Raw genomic sequence first — 16,389 nt, 5'->3', positions numbered from 1 at the left:
TCGGGGGCACGATTCAGAAATGAGAATTAATATCAAAATCAAATAGGAATTATTTAATGGAAAATATAAGCACTGTAATTAGGAGAATAAAAAGGCTGTTTTTCAAATATTTGGAGCGGGTGAAGGGAATCGAACCCTCGTATGCAGCTTGGGAAGCTGCCGTTCTACCATTGAACTACACCCGCAAGAAGGCGTGCTTGCAGGACTCCACTATAACTGGTTTTGTGTAATGGGCAATCCCCCAAGTGGTTGATTGCGCAAGGAGTGAGCGATGATGGGGACGGGTTTTGTCCGGTGCCGGCTTGCGGGCACGAGGGCAGTGTTTTTTTGCGACAGGAGCGGTCGAGGGCACCGTTCGAATATATTCACCGCTGCACTCTCCACGCCTCCCCCTTGCGCCCGACCATTGGCAGCCTTGTCACCATGGTGCAGAATAGGCACGGCTTCACTTTCATATTAAGGACTTGTCATGCGTCTTCTCGGTCTCACCCTCGCAGCCCTCACCCTCTCCGGTTGTGCCGGCTGGGGCTTCGACAGCAACGTCTCCCCTACCGGCATCAAGGAATACTACAAGGGCGACGGGGTCCGGCTCTACAGCAAGGCCGAACTGGAAGGAGTCAACTACGTGACCCTGGGCTCGGTCGAAGGCGAGGCCTGCCAGATGGAAGCCAATGAAGCTCCCCCCAAGGAGGCGGATGCTCGAACCCAGATCCGTCGCCGGGCCGCCGACATGGGCGCCAACGGCCTGATCCTCAACAGCTGTATCCGCTTCGACGACATGCCCGGCTGTATCGAGCAGGTGCTGTGCAGCGGCCAGGCCATAGTGGTTGCCGACTGATGGAGCCGGTCAGCCTTGACCCCATAGGGATAGTCCGCTCGCCCTACAAGGAAAAATTCGCCGTGCCCCGCCAGCCGGGTCTGGTTACCCGCGCCCGTGCCCGGCTCGAGATATTGCCGCCCTACAACGAGCCCAGCGCCTTTCGCGGCCTGGCCGAGTTCAGCCACCTGTGGCTGGTATTCGTGTTTCACCAGACCCAAGAGCAAGGATGGAATCCCACGGTGCGCCCGCCCCGCCTGGGCGGCAACGAACGGGTGGGCGTGTTTGCCACCCGTTCCACTTTCAGGCCCAATCCCATCGGGTTGTCGGTGGTGGAGTTGCACGAGATGTGTCGGGACGGCAGCAAGGTGTGGCTGGAGCTCGGCGGTGTCGATCTGGTGGACGGCACCCCGGTGGTGGACATCAAGCCCTACCTGCCCTGGGCCGATGCGGTACCCGGCGCCCACGGCGGCTTCGCGCCGGCCCCGCCGGACATCAGCATGGAGGTGATCTTCAGCCCGGCGGCAACGCTTGCCTGTGAGCGTTCGTCCATCCCCGAACTCAGGGAGTTCATTACCGAGGTGCTGGTGCAGGATCCGCGCCCGGCCTACAAGCGGAGCGCCCAGAGCTGGCAGCAGTACGGGGTGCGCCTGCATCACTACAATGTGCGTTACGAGGTGTTCGGCCAGCTGACCCGGGTGTTGAGTATTACCGAAGAGGCGTGAGGCTCCCTCACACCTCACCCCCTCACGCTTCACGCTGCACAGCCCCCCTGCTACAATCGCCTTCTTTAATGGATTCTAAGCTCAACAAGGTTCAAGCGCATGCGTACCAGTCAATACTTGCTTTCCACCCTCAAAGAGACCCCGAGCGATGCCGAAGTGATCAGCCACCAGCTGATGCTGCGCGCGGGCATGATCCGCAAGCTGGCCTCCGGCCTCTACACCTGGCTGCCCAGCGGCCTGCGGGTATTGAACAAGGTGGCCGCCATAGTGCGGGAAGAAATGAACCGGGCCGGCGCCATCGAGGTGTCCATGCCCATGGTGCAGCCCGCCGATCTGTGGCAGGAAACCGGCCGCTGGGACAAGTTCGGCCCCGAACTGCTGCGCCTGAAAGACCGTCACGACCGCCCCTTCGTGCTGGGCCCCACCCACGAGGAAGTGATCACCAGCATGGTGCGCAACGAAGTGGCCTCCTACAAGCAGTTGCCGCTCAACCTGTACCAGATCCAGAGCAAGTTCCGCGATGAAGTGCGTCCCCGCTTCGGAGTGATGCGTGCCCGGGAGTTCCTGATGAAGGACGCCTATTCCTTCCACACCAGCCAGCAAAGCCTGCAGCAGACCTACAACGACATGTACCAGGCCTACAGCCGGGTGTTCGAGCGCATGGGGCTGGACTTCCGCGCCGTGCTGGCCGACACCGGCGCCATCGGTGGCAGTGCGTCCCACGAGTTTCACGTGCTGGCCCAGAGCGGCGAGGATGACATCGCCTTCTCCACCGAGTCCGATTACGCCGCCAATATCGAAATGGCCGAGGCGGTGGCGCCCAAGGAGCACGCCGATGCTCCCACCCAGGCCATGACCCTGGTCGACACCCCCAACGCCAAGACCATCGCCGATCTGGTGGAGCAGTTCGGACTGGACATCACCAAAACCGTCAAGACCCTGCTGGTGCGCGCCGCCGAAGACGAAGACAGCCCCCTGGTCGCGCTGATGGTGCGCGGCGACCATGAGCTGAACGAAATCAAGGCCGAGAAGCTGTCCCAGGTGGCCAGCCCGCTTACCTTCGCCACCGAAGAGGAAATCCGTGCCCTGGTGGGTGCCGGCCCCGGCTCCCTGGGCCCGCTCAACATGCCGGTGCCCGTGGTCATCGACCGTGCCGTGGCGGTGATGAGCGATTTCGGTGCCGGTGCCAACATCGAAGACAAGCACTACTTTGGCCTCAACTGGGGACGGGATCTGCCGTTGCCGCCCGTGGCCGACCTGCGCAACGTCAAGGAGGGCGATCCCAGCCCCGACGGCAAGGGCGTGCTGCAGATCAAGCGCGGCATCGAGGTGGGCCATATCTTCCAGCTGGGCAACAACTACTCCGCCAAGATGAACGCCACCGTACTGAACGAAGACGGCAAGGCCGTGGTGCTGGAGATGGGCTGCTACGGCATCGGAGTGTCCCGCATCGTGGCCGCCGCCATCGAGCAGAACCACGACGAACGCGGCATCATCTGGCCGGACGCCATCGCCCCCTTCCAGGTGGTCATCATCCCCATGAACATGCACAAGTCCCACCGGGTGCAGGACGTCGCCGAAAAACTCTATGCCGAGCTGAATGCCGCCGGCATCGAGGTGCTGTTCGACGATCGCAAGGAGCGCCCGGGGGTGATGTTCGCCGACATGGAGCTGATCGGCATTCCCCACAGCATCGTCATCGGCGAACGCGGCCTGGATAACGGCGTGGTGGAGTACAAGAGTCGCCGCGACGGCGACAAGGTGGAAGTGGCCATCGACGACGTGGTACCCCAGATCCGCCAGGCCCTGGCCGGCTAAGCGTTGTCGCCGGCGCAGTTCGAGTTGTAGGGTCCACTTCAGTGGACCTTTCCACCAACGGCGCCGGGTTCGGTCGAATAAATTCGACCGAACCACCACCATTTCCCCCCTCACCCTTCACGCCTCTCCCCCGACAACCTGCGCTTGCTCACATGCCGGTTAATCGACACTTTCTGCTCCATTAACAGGCACTTATACTAAGCAGAAAAGGGGGACGCCATGGAACAAGATGAAAGCAGCGCCTGTGCCCTGGTGATGACGGGCGGCGGCGCGCGGGCCGCCTACCAGGTGGGGGTGATCAAGGCCATCTCCGAGTGTTTCCCGCGCGGCCAGCCCATTCCCTTTCCCATACTGTGCGGCACCTCCGCCGGCGCCATCAACGCCACCGGCCTGGCCTGCTACGCTTCCTGCTTTCACCTGGGGGTACGCAAGCTGGAGTATGTATGGCGCCACCTGCATACCGAGGACATACTGCGGCTGCAACTCGGCCGGGTGTTGTGGCATTCCCTCAAGGGCATGGTGCTGGATCTGATCGGCAGGCCCACCCAGACCCGCCTTTCCCTGTTCGACAACAGCCCGCTCGAACGCCTGCTGGAGCGGTTGATCGATTTTCAGCGCATCGACAACAACCTGCTCTACGGCGCCCTGGAGGTGCTGGCCATCACCGCCTCCAACTACGATACCGGCGACTCCACCACCTTCTTCCAGGGGCGGCCCTACCACCAGCCCTGGGCCAGGGCCGGGCGTTCGGGGCGCTCCGCCATCATAGCCCCGCCCCACCTGCTGGCCAGCTGCGCCCTGCCCTTCGTGTTCAAGCCCTGCCGGCTGCAGAACCACCACTACGGCGACGGCTCCATCCACCAGCTCAATCCGCTCAGCCCGGCCATCCACCTGGGGGCCCGCAAGATCCTCATCATCAGCCTGGCATCGGAAGAAGCGGAGCCCGGCGTGCTGCCGAGCGATCCCAGCAGCTCCGATATCGCCGGCCACCTGCTCGACACCATCTTTACCGACGCGCTCACCTCCGACATAGAGCGGCTGCAGCGCATCAACAGCACCATCAAGCTGGTGCCGGAGCGCAAACGGGAGCAGCTCACCCTGCGCCATATCGACAACCTGGTGCTCAAGCCGAGCCAGAACCTGGACGAGCTCACCCTCAATCACTTCCACAAGCTGCCGCTCAATATTCGCGGCCTGCTGCGGCTGTTCGGGGTCAACGCGGGGGATGCCACCGGTCTGGCCAGCTTCCTGCTGTTCGAGCAGGACTACTGCCAGGAGTTGATCGAGCTGGGCTACCGGGACACCCACGCCCGTCTGGAGGAGGTGTGCCGCTTCCTGGCGGTGGACGAGCCGCTGCGGAAAACCGGCTGAATGGCAGTGTCTTGCGTTTAAGACGCACGCCGCTTCCTGGAGCGCAGGCGGCTCGCCTGCATTTCTAACTTACAAGGGTCCATTTCAATGGACCTCCCACCCACGGCGCCGTGGTTTGGTCGACTGAAATCGACCCTTGTATGTTAAAGCGAGATGAACTGATAGAGTTCCAAACAGTTACCGGGGAGGCCGGGGAGACTTCAGCGGGCTTCCCCATCCCGGGGTTGCCACTGCAGTCGCCAGCCGGGCCGGTCCGGGGGGGAGGCATATTCCTGGCAGATGAACAGGCCGGCCGCCGCCACCAGCCGGTCGCCGTCCAGCAGCAGGGGGATGCGTTCCCGCTGCCAGGGCGGAATTGCGTATTCCTGCCACAGCTTCTTCAGCGGTCGGGAGCCGGCCCTGCCCTGGGGCCGGGCGCGCAGGCCCGGCACGGCAAAGGCCAGCTGCAGCCGGGCCGGATCCAGCCCGGCGGCCAGCTCCGCGCCCGTCTCCACCCACTCCAGCCTTATCCGCCCGGCTCCGCAGTCCAGCCAGGTACCGGCCTGCAAGGCCGGCAATGGTATCGGCGCCGGCCCCGGCTCGGGCAGGTAGAGCGCGCCCTGGTAGCGGCGGATCTCTTTGCTGCCCAGTTGGAGCCGTGGCGTGGCGTCGGGACGGGCCTGGGCCAGTTCCCGCCACAGGGCCGTCAGTTGGGCCCGGCTGCAATGGATGCCCCGGCCCTGCAACCAGTGGCGCAGGGCATTGCCGCGCCGGGCGGGGCTGAGCCGGGCCAGCCCCGCCACCGACAGGCCGCCGCCGGCGGTCAGCAGCCCCGGCAGATCCTGCTCCGCCAGCTCGCAGGCCAGCGCCAGCTGCTCGGCGCACAGCTCGGCGCTGCGGCTCAGGGTATCCATAAAGGAGGGCCAGTGGGCCTGCAGCCTCGGCAGGATCTCGTTGCGCAGAAAGTTGCGATCGAAGCGGTTGTCGGCGTTGCTGGGATCCTCGACCCAGCTCAGCCCGGCCTCCCGGGCATGGGCTTCCAGCTGCGAGCGGGCGCAGTCCAGCAGGGGGCGCAGCTGCACCCCGGCGCCGAGCGGCCGGCTCGCCGGCATGGCCGCCAGCCCCGCCACCCCGGCCCCGCGCTTGAGCGCCAGCAGCAGGGTTTCGGCCTGGTCGTCCTTGTGGTGGCCGGTCAGCAGGGCGTCCCCGGGCGCCAGCTCCGCCGCCAGCGCCCGGTAACGCGCCTCCCGCGCCGCCGCCTCCAGGCTGATGCGCGGCCCCAGCGCCACCTGCACGGACAGGGTCCGGCACGGCACCCCCAATGCGCTCGCCACGGCGGCGCAGTGGGCGGGCCAGGCGTCCGCCGCCGCCTGCAGGCCGTGATGAACGTGGAGTGCGGTCAGCGCCCTGCCCTGCTCGGCGGCCAGGCGGGCGCACAGCGCCAGCAGCACGGTGGAATCGAGCCCGCCGCTGAAGGCCACGAACCAGCGCCCGGCCGGCGCCAGCTCCTGCATCTTGCGGCAAAAGTGCGGGTAAAGCGCGCTCACGACCATAACACCACCCGGTTGCGTCCCTCGCGCTTGGCCCGGTACAGGGCCTTGTCGGCGCAGGACAGCAGTTTGTCTTCGTCGGGCAGGCTGCCCGCCTCCGCCAGTCCCAGGCTGACGCTCAGGCGCAGGCCGGCGGCGATGGGGCCGCAGTCCATTTCCTCAATGGCCCGGCGCACCCGTTCGCAGATGCGGCGGGCCTCCTCGACGGTGGTGCCCGGCAACAGCAGGGTGAACTCTTCGCCGCCCCAGCGCGCCGCCAGATCCCCGGCCCGCAGCTCGTGCCGCAGGACCGCGGCCACCGCCCGGATGGCCTGGTCGCCCACCGCATGGGACCAGCGATCGTTCACCTGCTTGAAATGATCGATGTCCAGCACCGCCAGGCACAGCGCCGCCGAGCCCCGGTCCGCCCAGGCCGCCTGCAGCCCTTCGTCGAAGGCCCGGCGATTGGCCAGGCCGGTCAGTTGATCTTCCCGCGCCTGGCGCTCGAACGCCTGGGACTGTCGTTGCAGCTCGCCGGTCTTCTCCGCCACCTGCTGCTCCAACTGCTCGGCCCGCCGCCGCAGCAGCCGCAGGCGCAACCGCATCAGCAGCCAGACACCGCCCAGCCCCAGGATGCCCAGGCTCCACCAGAACAGGGACCGCTGCCAGAAAAAGGGCGCTATGGTAAAGGCCAGGCTGGCTTCCTGTTCGCTCCAGTCACCGTAGGGATAGGCCGCCGCCACCCGGAACAGATAACGCCCCGGCGGCAGGTTGGTGTACTCGGCCTGGGCCTGGTGCTCACGCGGCACCCAATCCTGATCGAAGCCTTCCAGCAGGGTACGGTAGCGGATGCGCTCCGGCATCACGTAGCCCAGGCCGGCAAAGCGCAGTTGCAGGCGCTCGCTGCCCGCCGCCAGCCGCTGGGGGCCCGCTATCCCCGTCGACTGGCCGTTGACCTCCACCCCCTCCAGCACCACCGGCAGCCGGCTCCGGCCAAAGTCGGCCAGCCGTTCCGGCTGCACCCGGGCCACGCCCTTGGCGGTGGCAATCCAGACGCTGCCGTCGGCGGCCTGCACCGCCGCCGGGCCCGAGCCGCCGTTGGCCTGGCTGCTGGCCATGCCGTCCCCTTCCCCGAACAGCTCGAAGTCTATCCGTGCCAGCTCGCCGTCGGCCACCCGGTGGGCCTCGGCCAGCCCGATGCGGATAATGCCCCTGTTGGTGGTCAGCCAGAGCCCGCCCAGCCGGTCCGCCACGGGCTGGAACATCTTCTCCACCGGCAGGCCGTGCCGGCGCCCCACCACCGCCAGGCTGCCGTCCCGGTAGCGGTAGCGCAACAGTCCCCGGTCGGTGGCCATCCACAGGTGGCGGCCATCCGGCTCCTGGTAAAAGCCGAAGGCGTACTCGGCATTCTCCTGGCTGTTGAGGTAGAGCGGCGTGACGGTGCCGTCGCGCACCCGGGCCGCCCCCACCCCGGTCCCCACCCAGATATCCCCGTTCACCGCTTCGAACAGGTTCATCACAAAGTCGCCGGGCAGGCCGTCCGCCTGGGTATAGGTGCGGATGCCGTCCTCCGCCAGCCGGTTCAGCCCCTTGGCCGTGCCCACCCAGAGGCTGCCGTCCCGGGCCGGCAGCACGGCCCGCACCTCGTTGGCGCCGAGGCCACTCTCCCGGTCGAGGATCTCCGCCAACTCTCCGTCCTGCAGCCGCAGCAGGCCATGGGTATAGGTCCCCACCCACAGCTCGCCTCGCCGGCCTTCGGCCAGGCTGAGCACGGAGGGAATGCCGCCATCGGGCAGGAGCAGCGGCAGGCTGGTGATGGTGTCGCCGCGGATCTGGCTGAGCCCGTTGCTGCTGCCCACCCAGACCGAGCCGTCGCTGTGGGCCAGCACGGTGCGCACATAGTTGCCGGCCAGGCCGTCGTCCTGGGTGTAGCTGGTGAAGGGGGCGTCGCGCAGCCGCAGCAGGCCGCCATTGGTGCCCACCCAGATGCTGCGCTCGGCGTCCTGGAACAGCGACACCACCCGCTTGTCCGGCAGCCCCTGCGCCAGCCCCAGGCGCTCCAGGCCGAACCGGCTGACCCGGACCAGCCCCCGGTCGATGGTACCCAGCCAGAGGGAACCTTCGTCATCCAGCAGCAGGCTGCTGACGGCCTCCCCGGCCAGGGCCGGTGAATGGGGCCGGGCGCTGTCGTCCTCCCACACATAGAGCCCCTGCTCGGAGCCGATCAGCAGGCGCCCCCGCTCGTCGTGCAGCAGGGCCAACACCGGCACCGGCGGCACCCCGGGCACCACGGCCACCTCGCCTTCCCGGATCCAGGCCAGGCCCTGGGAGGTGCCGGCCCAAATCCGCCCGTCCTCGTCCTCCAGCAGGCGGTAGACCCCGGCCCCGGGCAGGCCCTCGGCCGCGCCGTAGTGGTGCTCGCCCCCGCCGTCGCGCATATAGATGCCCTCGCCTTCGGTGGCGAACCACAAGCGGCCGCGGCGGTCGCGCAACACATGGTTGACCATGGCGGCCACCACCGGCTCGGCCGTCCAGCGCTGCTGCTCGTAGCGGCTGACGCCGCCCCGCGCCCCGGCCACCAGCACGCCCTGGCCGTCCGGCGTCAGGCTGCGCAGCCCGGAGTCGGGCAGGCCGGTGTGCTCGCCCCGCTCGAACACCCTGAACTCCCGGCCGTTGTAGCGGGCCACCCCTTCCCAGGTGGCAAACCACAGGTAGCCTTCGCTGGTCTGGGCGATGGCGTTGATGGAGTTGTGGGGCAGGCCGTTGCGGGTGGTCCAGACGTCCTGATAGTAGTGGGAAAGCGGCGCCTGGGCGGCGGCGAGAGCGGATGACAATACCAGCAGTAGCAGGCCGAAGATCCGGTGGAATCGACGAAGGAGAGGCGGCGGGATCTTGAGCTTCATGGCGAGAACTTCATACCTCTGGTCCAATACGTTCGAGCCGTTTGGGGGCACTTTGCCTGGAGCGCAGGCGGCTCGCCTGCATTTCTAACTTGTAGGGTCCACTTTAGTGGACCGTCCCGCCACCGGCGCAGTGGTCCGGTCGAATAAATTCGACCCTACAACAGGAGCACAGCGGGGACTCTTGGCGTGGGTGCAAGGCTCCTTTGCGGGCGGGCCGCCCGCGCCCCAGGGCGTGCACGGCCCCGGCATTTAGGGCGCAGGCCGTTTTGGAGCGCAGGCGGCTCGCCCGCGCCCCAAATCAGCAGTAACCGTATTTCATCAGCCGCTGGTAGCGTTGCTCCAGCAGGCTGTCGGTGTCGAGGGCATCCAGCTCGCCCAGATCCGCCAACAGGCGGGCCTTGAGCCGCTCGGCCATCAGCCAGGGGTTGCTGTGGGCGCCGCCCATGGGCTCTTCCACCACGTTGTCGATCAGCTTGAGCTCGTGGATACGGCCGGCGGTGATGCCCATGGCTTCCGCCGCCACCGAGGCCTTGTCGGCACTCTTCCACAGGATGGAGGCACAGCCCTCCGGCGAGATCACCGAATAGGTGGAATATTGCAGCATGTTGACCCGGTCGCCCACGCCGATGGCCAGCGCCCCGCCGGAGCCGCCCTCGCCGATCACGGTGCAGACGATGGGGGTCTTGAGCCCGGCCATCACCTTGAGGTTGCGGGCGATGGCCTCGGACTGGCCGCGCTCTTCCGCGCCCACGCCCGGGTAGGCGCCGGGGGTATCGATAAAGGTGAGGATCGGCATCTTGAAGCGCTCGGCCATTTCCATCAGCCGCAGCGCCTTGCGGTAGCCTTCCGGCCGGGGCATGCCGAAGTTGCGCTTGATCTTCTCCTTGGTCTCCCGGCCCTTCTGCTGGCCGATCACCATCACCGGGCGGCCCTCGAAGCGGGCCACGCCGCCGACGATGGCCTTGTCGTCCGCGTAGGCGCGATCACCGGCCAGTTCGTCGAACTCGCCGAACATCATCTCGATGTAGTCCAGGGTATAGGGGCGGCGCGGGTGGCGTGCCAACTGGGAGATCTGCCAGGGGCCCAGGTTGCTGAACACCTTGCGGGTCAGCTCGTCCCGCTTCATCTCCAGGCGCTTGACCTCTTCGTCCAGGTCGATGTCCAGGCCATCGCCCTCACTCACGTGACGGAGTTCTTCAATCTGGGCCTGAAGCTCTGCGATGGGTTGTTCAAAATCCAGAAAATGGTGGCTCATAGGTCCCCTCTATTCAAAAATCAGTTCGACCTTATCCCGACCCAGCAACTGTCTCAGCGCTTCCAGCATCTGATCGGTGGGGGTTACCCGCCATTCGGTTCCAAGCTGAAGCTGCGCCCGTGCTCCCGGTCTGTGATAGGTCACTCGAACAGGACAGACTCCCGCCCTCACCGGCGTGAGAATGTCCAATAATTGGGTGAAAAAGCCCTGATCGATCTGGCTTTTGTCGATGTTCAACTGCAGCCCGCGGGCAAACCGCTCGCGCGCCTCATTGATGTCAAGCACTTCCCGTGCCGACATTTTAAGTCCGCCGGAGAAGTCGTCAAAGCTGACCTGTCCGCTGATGACCAGGATTTTATCCTTTTCCAGCAAAGACTCATAGCGATCCAGCGCATCCGAAAACAGGGTCACGTCCAACCGGCCGGACTTGTCGTCCAGGGTGAGGATGCCCATGCGATTGCCGCGCTTGGTGGTCATCACCCGGGCGGCGATCACCAGCCCGGCCACGGTGGTGCTGCGATCCCGCCCGGTGGGCTGCACCTCGTTCAGCCGGCCGCCGGTGTAGTGGCGCAGCTCTTTGGCATACTGGTTGATGGGGTGGCCGGTGAGGTAGAGCCCGAGCGTGTCCCGCTCCCCTTCCAGCCACACCTGGTCCGGCCAGGCCGGCACATCGGCGAAGGCGTGCTCGATGTTGTCCTCTTCCACCAGCACCCCGAACATGTCGCCCTGGCCCAGGGCCTCGGCGCGGGCGTGCTGGTCGGCGGCCTTCATCGCCTCCTCCAGGGTCGCCATCATTGATGCCCGGTGCGGGCCCAGCCGGTCCATGGCGCCGGAGAGGATCAGTTTTTCCATCACCCGTTTGTTGAGCTTCTTCAGGTCGACCCGGTTGCAGAAGTCGAACAGATCCCGGAAGGGGCCGCCCTGCTCCCGCGCCTCGAGAATGGCCTCGATGGGCGCCTCGCCCACTCCCTTGATGGCACCGATGCCGTAGACGATATGGCCGTCCTCGTTGACGGTAAAGCGGTAGCGACCGGAGTTGACGTCCGGCGGCAACAGGGTCAGCCCCATGCGCTGGCATTCGTCTACCAAGGTCACCACCTTGTCGGTGTTGTCCATGTCGGCGGTCATCACCGCCGCCATGAACTCGGCCGGGTAATGGGTCTTCAGCCACAGGGTCTGATAGGAGACCAGGGCGTAGGCGGCGGAGTGCGACTTGTTGAAGCCGTAACCGGCGAATTTCTCCACCAGATCGAAGATCTTGATCGCCAGCTCGCCGTCGATGCCGTTGGCCCGAGCGCCTTCTTCGAAACCGGCACGCTGCTTGGCCATCTCTTCCGGCTTCTTCTTGCCCATGGCCCGGCGCAACAGGTCGGCACCCCCCAGGGAGTAGCCGGCCAGCACCTGGGCTATCTGCATCACCTGCTCCTGATAGAGGATGATGCCGTAGGTGGGCTCGAGGATCGGCTTGAGCGACTCGTGCTGCCATTGCTCGTCCGGGTAGGAGATGGCTTCCCGCCCGTGCTTGCGGTCGATGAAGTTGTCCACCATACCCGACTGCAGCGGGCCGGGGCGGAACAGGGCCACCAGGGCTATCATGTCCTCGAAGCAGTCCGGCTGCAGCCGTTTGATCAAGTCCTTCATGCCGCGGGATTCGAGCTGGAACACCGCCGTGGTCTCGAAGCGCTTGAGCAGCTTGAACGAGGCCTGATCGTCGATGGGAATGGCGGCGATGTCCACCGGCGGCTTGCCTTCCTTCGCCAGCCTGGGATTGATCATGCCCAGCGCCCAGTCGATGATGGTCAGGGTGCGCAGGCCGAGGAAGTCGAACTTCACCAGGCCGGCGTACTCCACGTCGTTCTTGTCGAACTGGGTCACCGGGTTGCGGCCGTGCTCGTCGCAGTAGAGCGGCGAGAAGTCGGTGATTTTGGTGGGCGCGATGACCACGCCGCCGGCGTGCTTGCCGGCGTTGCGGGTCACCCCTTCCAGGATGCGCGCCATGTCGATCAGCGCCCTGACCTCTTCGTCCTGGTCGTAGAGTTCGGGCAGCTTGGGCTCGACCTCGAACGCCTTGGCCAGGGTCATGCCCGGATCCGGCGGGATCAGCTTGGAGATACGGTCGACGAAGCCATAGGGATGGCCCAGCACCCTGCCCACGTCGCGCACCACCGCCTTGGCGGCCATGGTGCCGAAGGTGATGATCTGGCTCACCGCCTCCCGGCCGTAGAGCTCGGCCACGTGGTCGATCACCTCGTCACGCCGGTCCATGCAGAAATCGATGTCGAAGTCGGGCATCGACACCCGTTCCGGGTTGAGGAAGCGTTCGAACAGCAGGTCGAATTCGAGGGGATCCAGGTCGGTGATCTTGAGCGCATAGGCCACCAGGGAGCCGGCCCCCGAGCCCCTACCCGGCCCCACCGGAATGCCGTTATCCTTGGACCACTGGATAAACTCCATCACGATCAGGAAATAGCCGGGAAAACCCATCTGGTTGATCACTTCGAGCTCGATCTTGAGCCGCTCGTCGTACTCACCGCGCTTCTCGGCACGCACCTGTGGGTCCGGAAACAGGAACGCCAGCCGCTCCTCCAGCCCCTCTTGCGAGCATTTGACCAGGTAGTCCTCGATGCTCATGTCGCCGGTGGGAAAGTCCGGCAGGAAATATTCGCCCAGGCGCACCGTCACGTTGCAGCGCTTGGCGATCTCCACGCTGTTTTCCAGCGCCTCGGGGATGTCGGCGAACAGCTCGGCCATCTCCGCCGGGCTCTTCAGGTACTGCTCGGCGCTGTAGCGGCGCGGCCGGCGCTTGTCGTCCAGGGTGTAGCCGTCGTGGATGGCCACCCGGATCTCGTGGGCATCGAAGTCGTCCTTGTCGAGGAACACCACCTCGTTGGTGGCCACCACCGGCAGCCCTTCCCTGGCCGCCAGTGCCACCGCCATGTGCAGATAGCTCTCTTCGTCGGGCCGCTCGGTACGCAGCAGCTCCAGGTAATAGCGGTCGGGAAAGTGCTGTTGGTAGAAGGCCAGGCACTGGGTCGCCAGCTCGTCGTTGCCCTTGAGCAGATAGAGACCGACGTCTCCCTCGCGCCCGCCGGAAAGAACGATAACCCCTTCGCTGTGCTCGGCCAGCCAGGCCTTGTCGATCACCGGCCGGTGCTGCACATGGCCGCGCTCGTAGGCCCTGGAGATCAGCAGGGTGATGTTCTGGTAGCCGGTGTTGTCCATGGCCAGCAGGGTCAGGCGGAACAGCTGCTCCCCCAGCTCCTCGCTCCGCACCCAGATGTCGGTGCCGACGATGGGCTTGAGTCCCTTGCCGTGGGCATCGCCATAGAAACGCACCAGGCCGCACAGGTTCATCTGGTCGGTCAGGGCCAGGGCCGGGTAGCCCAGCTCCCGCACCCGCTTGTTGATGGGGCCTATCTTGGCCAGGCCGTCCACCATGGAAAAATCCGAATGGACGCGCAGATGAATAAAGGGAACCGGCATCAGGCCTCCGCCAGTATCAGAGCCACCGGCCTGAAGCTGCGCCTGTGCTCGGGCAAGGCGCCGAAACGAGCCAGGGCCGCCAGGTGATCCTTGGTGGGGTAGCCCTTGTGGCGGGCGAAACCGTACTGGGGATGGCGGGCGTCGAGTTCGATCATTTCCTGATCCCGGGCCACCTTGGCCAGGATGGAGGCGGCGGCGATCTCGGCCACCCGGTCGTCCCCCTTCACCACCGCCTGGGCGGCCATGGGCAGCCGGGGACAGCGGTTGCCATCCACGAAGACGAAGCCGGGCTGCAGGCTCAGCCCCGCCACCGCCCGGGTCATCGCCAGCAGGGTGGCGTGCAGTATGTTGAGCTCGTCTATCTCCGCCGGCGAGCAGCGGCCGATGGCCCAGGCCAGGGCCCGTTCGCGGATCAGCGGCGCCAGTTGCTCGCGTTTTTTTTCAGACAGTTTCTTGGAGTCGGCCAGGCCCGGTATGGGCCGCGCGGGATCCAGGATGACGGCGGCGGTGACCACGTCGCCCACCAGGGGCCCCCGCCCGACTTCGTCCACACCGGCGACCAGGAGGTTCTCGGGATAGATGATGTCGGTCATGGCTGCCGGGCCAGCTCCAGCACCGCCAGGGCCGCCTGCTCGTCGGCGTTGCAGCGGATCTGCCGGTGCAGCCGGGTGAAATGGGCGAGCAGTTCGCTGTTGTCGTGCTCCAGCAGTTTGCCCACTTCGTCCACGATATGGCCGGGGGTGCACTCGTGCTGGATCAGTTCCGCCACCAGGGTCTGGTCGGCCAGCAGGTTGGGCAGGGATATGTGTTCGGTCTTGACCAGCCGCTGGGCCAGCCAGTAGCTGAAGTCCTTCAGCCGGTAACCCACCACCATGGGTTTCTTGGCCAGCATGGCCTCCAGGGTGGCGGTGCCCGACGCCAGCAGGATCACATCGGCCGCGGTCATCACCTCCCGCCCCCGGCCTTCCACCAGGGTCATCTCCAGGGTCGGTGCCACCTCCCGCTTGATGGCCAGGAACTCGTCCCGCCGCTTGGCGTTGACCAGGGGCACCACGAACTTCAGCTCCGGGTGGCGAACCTTGAGCTGCTTGCAGGCCTCCAGGTAGACCGGGCTCAGCAAGGTGACTTCCGCATGGCGGCTGCCGGGCAGCAGGGCGAGATAGGTGCCTTCCGGATCCAGTCCCAGCCGTTCCCGCGCCCCCCGGGTATCGGGAGAGAGCGGCATCTGATCCGCCAGGGTATGGCCGATAAAACGGCAGGGGGCGTCGAAGCGATCGTAGAAGGCCTTCTCGAACGGCAAGAAGGCCAGCACCAGATCGGTGGCGGCTTTTATCTTGTGGATGCGGTTCTGCCGCCAGGCCCAGACCGAGGGGCTGACGTAGTGCACGGTGGCGATACCGGCCTTGCGCAGTTTCAGCTCCACCCCGATGTTGAAATCGGGGGCGTCGATGCCCACGAACACATCCGGCGGATTGTCGCTAAAGTGGCGCACTATCTGGCGGCGAATTTGCAGGATGCGCGGCAACCGGCCCAGCACCTCCACCACCCCCATCACCGCCAGTTCATCCATGTCGAACAGGGCGGTACAGCCGGCCGCGACCATCTGCGGGCCGGCGATGCCTTCGATAACGGCATCCGGATGGCGGGCACGGAGTTCGCGGATAAGACCGGCGCCTAAAGTATCGCCGGAGACTTCCCCGGCGACGATTCCGATACGTAAGGGGCGTTGCGACTCAGGCACGAATGATCCCGCGTTCATTTTGCTTGAGGAAATCGATCATGATGCCCACCTCGGGCTGTTTCTCGTTCAGCGCCTCGAGCGCCGGTATCACTTCCGCCACCGTCTTGCCACTGCGGAAAATTTCCTTGTAGGCCTGTTTGATGGCGGAAACGGCCTCGGCGGAAAAGCCCCGGCGGCGCAGGCCTTCGGAGTTGATGCCGAAGGGCTTGGCATAGAGGCCGGCGGCCATCACGTAAGGCGGCACGTCCTTGTTCAGGGCAGCGCAACCGGCGATAAAGGCGTGGCTGCCGACCCGGCCAAACTGGTGGATGGCGGCGTGGCCGCCGAAGATGACGTGGTCACCGATGTGCACGTGTCCAGCCAGGGTGGCGTTGTTGGCGAAGATGCAGTCATCGCCGATACGGCAGTCGTGGGCCACGTGCACGTTCACCATGAACAGGTTGCGGCTGCCGACCCGGGTCAGGCTCTCATCCTGGGTGGTGCCCCGGTGGAAAGTGCAGGATTCACGGATCACGTTGTCGTCACCGATCTCCAGGAAGGTACGCTCACCGGCGTATTTCTTGTCCTGGCAGTCTTCGCCGATAGAGGCGAACTGGAAGATGCGGTTGCGTTGACCGATACGGGTCGGCCCCTTGATCACCACATGGGGACCAATCCAGCAGCCGTCGCCGATCTCCACCTCGGGACCGATCAGGGTCCAGGGGCCTATCTCCACACCCTGGCCTATCCTGGCATCCGGATGGACGATGGCGGTTTCATGGATCACTG

The 16,389-nt window shown here is 65.6% G+C and carries 11 protein-coding genes and 1 tRNA gene; 4 read left to right on the top strand and 8 right to left on the bottom strand.

Annotation, left to right across the window (positions count from 1 at the left end; translation table 11 throughout):
• Positions 1-111: 111 nt before the first annotated feature.
• Positions 112-185 (bottom strand) — tRNA-Gly (locus ACT7DK_RS06375).
• A 284-nt stretch (positions 186-469) separates the two neighbouring features.
• Between ACT7DK_RS06375 and rcsF the strand changes: the two genes are divergently transcribed.
• The 4 genes from rcsF (at position 470) to ACT7DK_RS06355 (ending at position 4,731) form a co-directional block, all read left to right on the top strand.
• Positions 470-838 (top strand): Rcs stress response system protein RcsF, encoded by a 369-nt coding sequence (rcsF, locus tag ACT7DK_RS06370; RefSeq protein ID WP_445397430.1) that lies wholly within the window; start codon positions 470-472, stop codon positions 836-838.
• Positions 838-1,542 carry a tRNA (N6-threonylcarbamoyladenosine(37)-N6)-methyltransferase TrmO gene (gene tsaA, locus ACT7DK_RS06365; protein ID WP_445397428.1) on the top strand — a complete coding sequence of 235 codons (705 nt, stop codon included), beginning with the start codon at positions 838-840 and terminating at the stop codon, positions 1,540-1,542. The genes rcsF and tsaA overlap by 1 nt, the downstream gene beginning before the upstream one ends.
• Positions 1,543-1,641: 99 nt before the next feature.
• Positions 1,642-3,360, top strand: coding sequence for a proline--tRNA ligase (locus ACT7DK_RS06360; protein ID WP_445397426.1), 1,719 nt, complete (start codon positions 1,642-1,644; stop codon positions 3,358-3,360).
• A gap of 219 nt (positions 3,361-3,579) precedes the next feature.
• A complete protein-coding gene (locus ACT7DK_RS06355) occupies positions 3,580-4,731 on the top strand; it encodes a patatin-like phospholipase family protein (protein ID WP_445397424.1) in 1,152 nt (383 codons plus the stop codon).
• Between the two features lie 200 nt (positions 4,732-4,931).
• On the opposite strand, the gene tilS is transcribed toward ACT7DK_RS06355, so the two are convergent.
• The 7 genes from tilS to lpxA all read right to left on the bottom strand — a co-directional run bounded on the left by tilS (position 4,932) and on the right by lpxA (position 16,387).
• The gene (gene tilS, locus ACT7DK_RS06350; protein ID WP_445397422.1) at positions 4,932-6,257 is read right to left on the bottom strand and encodes a tRNA lysidine(34) synthetase TilS; all 1,326 of its coding nucleotides are present in this window, start codon (positions 6,255-6,257) and stop codon (positions 4,932-4,934) included.
• The gene (locus ACT7DK_RS06345; protein ID WP_445397419.1) at positions 6,254-9,142 is read right to left on the bottom strand and encodes a ligand-binding sensor domain-containing diguanylate cyclase; all 2,889 of its coding nucleotides are present in this window, start codon (positions 9,140-9,142) and stop codon (positions 6,254-6,256) included. Before ACT7DK_RS06345 ends, tilS begins: the two co-directional genes overlap by 4 nt.
• Before the next feature lie 298 nt (positions 9,143-9,440).
• A complete protein-coding gene (gene accA / locus ACT7DK_RS06340; protein ID WP_445397417.1) occupies positions 9,441-10,397 on the bottom strand; it encodes an acetyl-CoA carboxylase carboxyl transferase subunit alpha in 957 nt (318 codons plus the stop codon).
• Positions 10,398-10,406: 9 nt separating this feature from the next.
• Positions 10,407-13,880: a DNA polymerase III subunit alpha gene (dnaE, locus tag ACT7DK_RS06335; RefSeq protein ID WP_445397413.1), complete on the bottom strand. Its 3,474-nt coding sequence runs from the start codon at positions 13,878-13,880 to the stop codon at positions 10,407-10,409.
• Entirely contained in the window at positions 13,880-14,473 is a 594-nt protein-coding gene (gene rnhB, locus ACT7DK_RS06330; RefSeq protein WP_445397411.1) for a ribonuclease HII, read from the bottom strand. The genes dnaE and rnhB overlap by 1 nt, the downstream gene beginning before the upstream one ends.
• Entirely contained in the window at positions 14,470-15,639 is a 1,170-nt protein-coding gene (gene lpxB, locus ACT7DK_RS06325; RefSeq protein WP_445397409.1) for a lipid-A-disaccharide synthase, read from the bottom strand. Before lpxB ends, rnhB begins: the two co-directional genes overlap by 4 nt.
• Positions 15,614-16,387, bottom strand: a complete 774-nt coding sequence (gene lpxA / locus ACT7DK_RS06320) for an acyl-ACP--UDP-N-acetylglucosamine O-acyltransferase (protein ID WP_445397407.1) — start codon at positions 16,385-16,387, stop codon at positions 15,614-15,616. Before lpxA ends, lpxB begins: the two co-directional genes overlap by 26 nt.
• Positions 16,388-16,389 lie beyond the last annotated feature (2 nt).

The sequence above is a fragment of the Zobellella sp. An-6 genome, from assembly GCF_052487945.1.
The sequence above is the reverse complement of the archived record's forward strand: the minus strand, read 5'-3'. Positions and strand labels throughout refer to the sequence as shown.

What these genes read in the sequence shown, in the direction of transcription:
- ACT7DK_RS06355 (WP_445397424.1), top strand. Translation starts at nt 3,580, where the DNA reads ATGGAACAAGATGAAAGCAGCGCCTGTGCCCTGGTGATGACGGGCGGC.
- ACT7DK_RS06360 (WP_445397426.1), top strand. Translation starts at nt 1,642, where the DNA reads ATGCGTACCAGTCAATACTTGCTTTCCACCCTCAAAGAGACCCCGAGC.
- rnhB (WP_445397411.1), bottom strand. Translation starts at nt 14,473, where the DNA reads ATGACCGACATCATCTATCCCGAGAACCTCCTGGTCGCCGGTGTGGAC.
- rcsF (WP_445397430.1), top strand. Translation starts at nt 470, where the DNA reads ATGCGTCTTCTCGGTCTCACCCTCGCAGCCCTCACCCTCTCCGGTTGT.
- accA (WP_445397417.1), bottom strand. Translation starts at nt 10,397, where the DNA reads ATGAGCCACCATTTTCTGGATTTTGAACAACCCATCGCAGAGCTTCAG.
- dnaE (WP_445397413.1), bottom strand. Translation starts at nt 13,880, where the DNA reads ATGCCGGTTCCCTTTATTCATCTGCGCGTCCATTCGGATTTTTCCATG.
- tsaA (WP_445397428.1), top strand. Translation starts at nt 838, where the DNA reads ATGGAGCCGGTCAGCCTTGACCCCATAGGGATAGTCCGCTCGCCCTAC.
- lpxB (WP_445397409.1), bottom strand. Translation starts at nt 15,639, where the DNA reads ATGAACGCGGGATCATTCGTGCCTGAGTCGCAACGCCCCTTACGTATC.
- ACT7DK_RS06345 (WP_445397419.1), bottom strand. Translation starts at nt 9,142, where the DNA reads ATGAAGCTCAAGATCCCGCCGCCTCTCCTTCGTCGATTCCACCGGATC.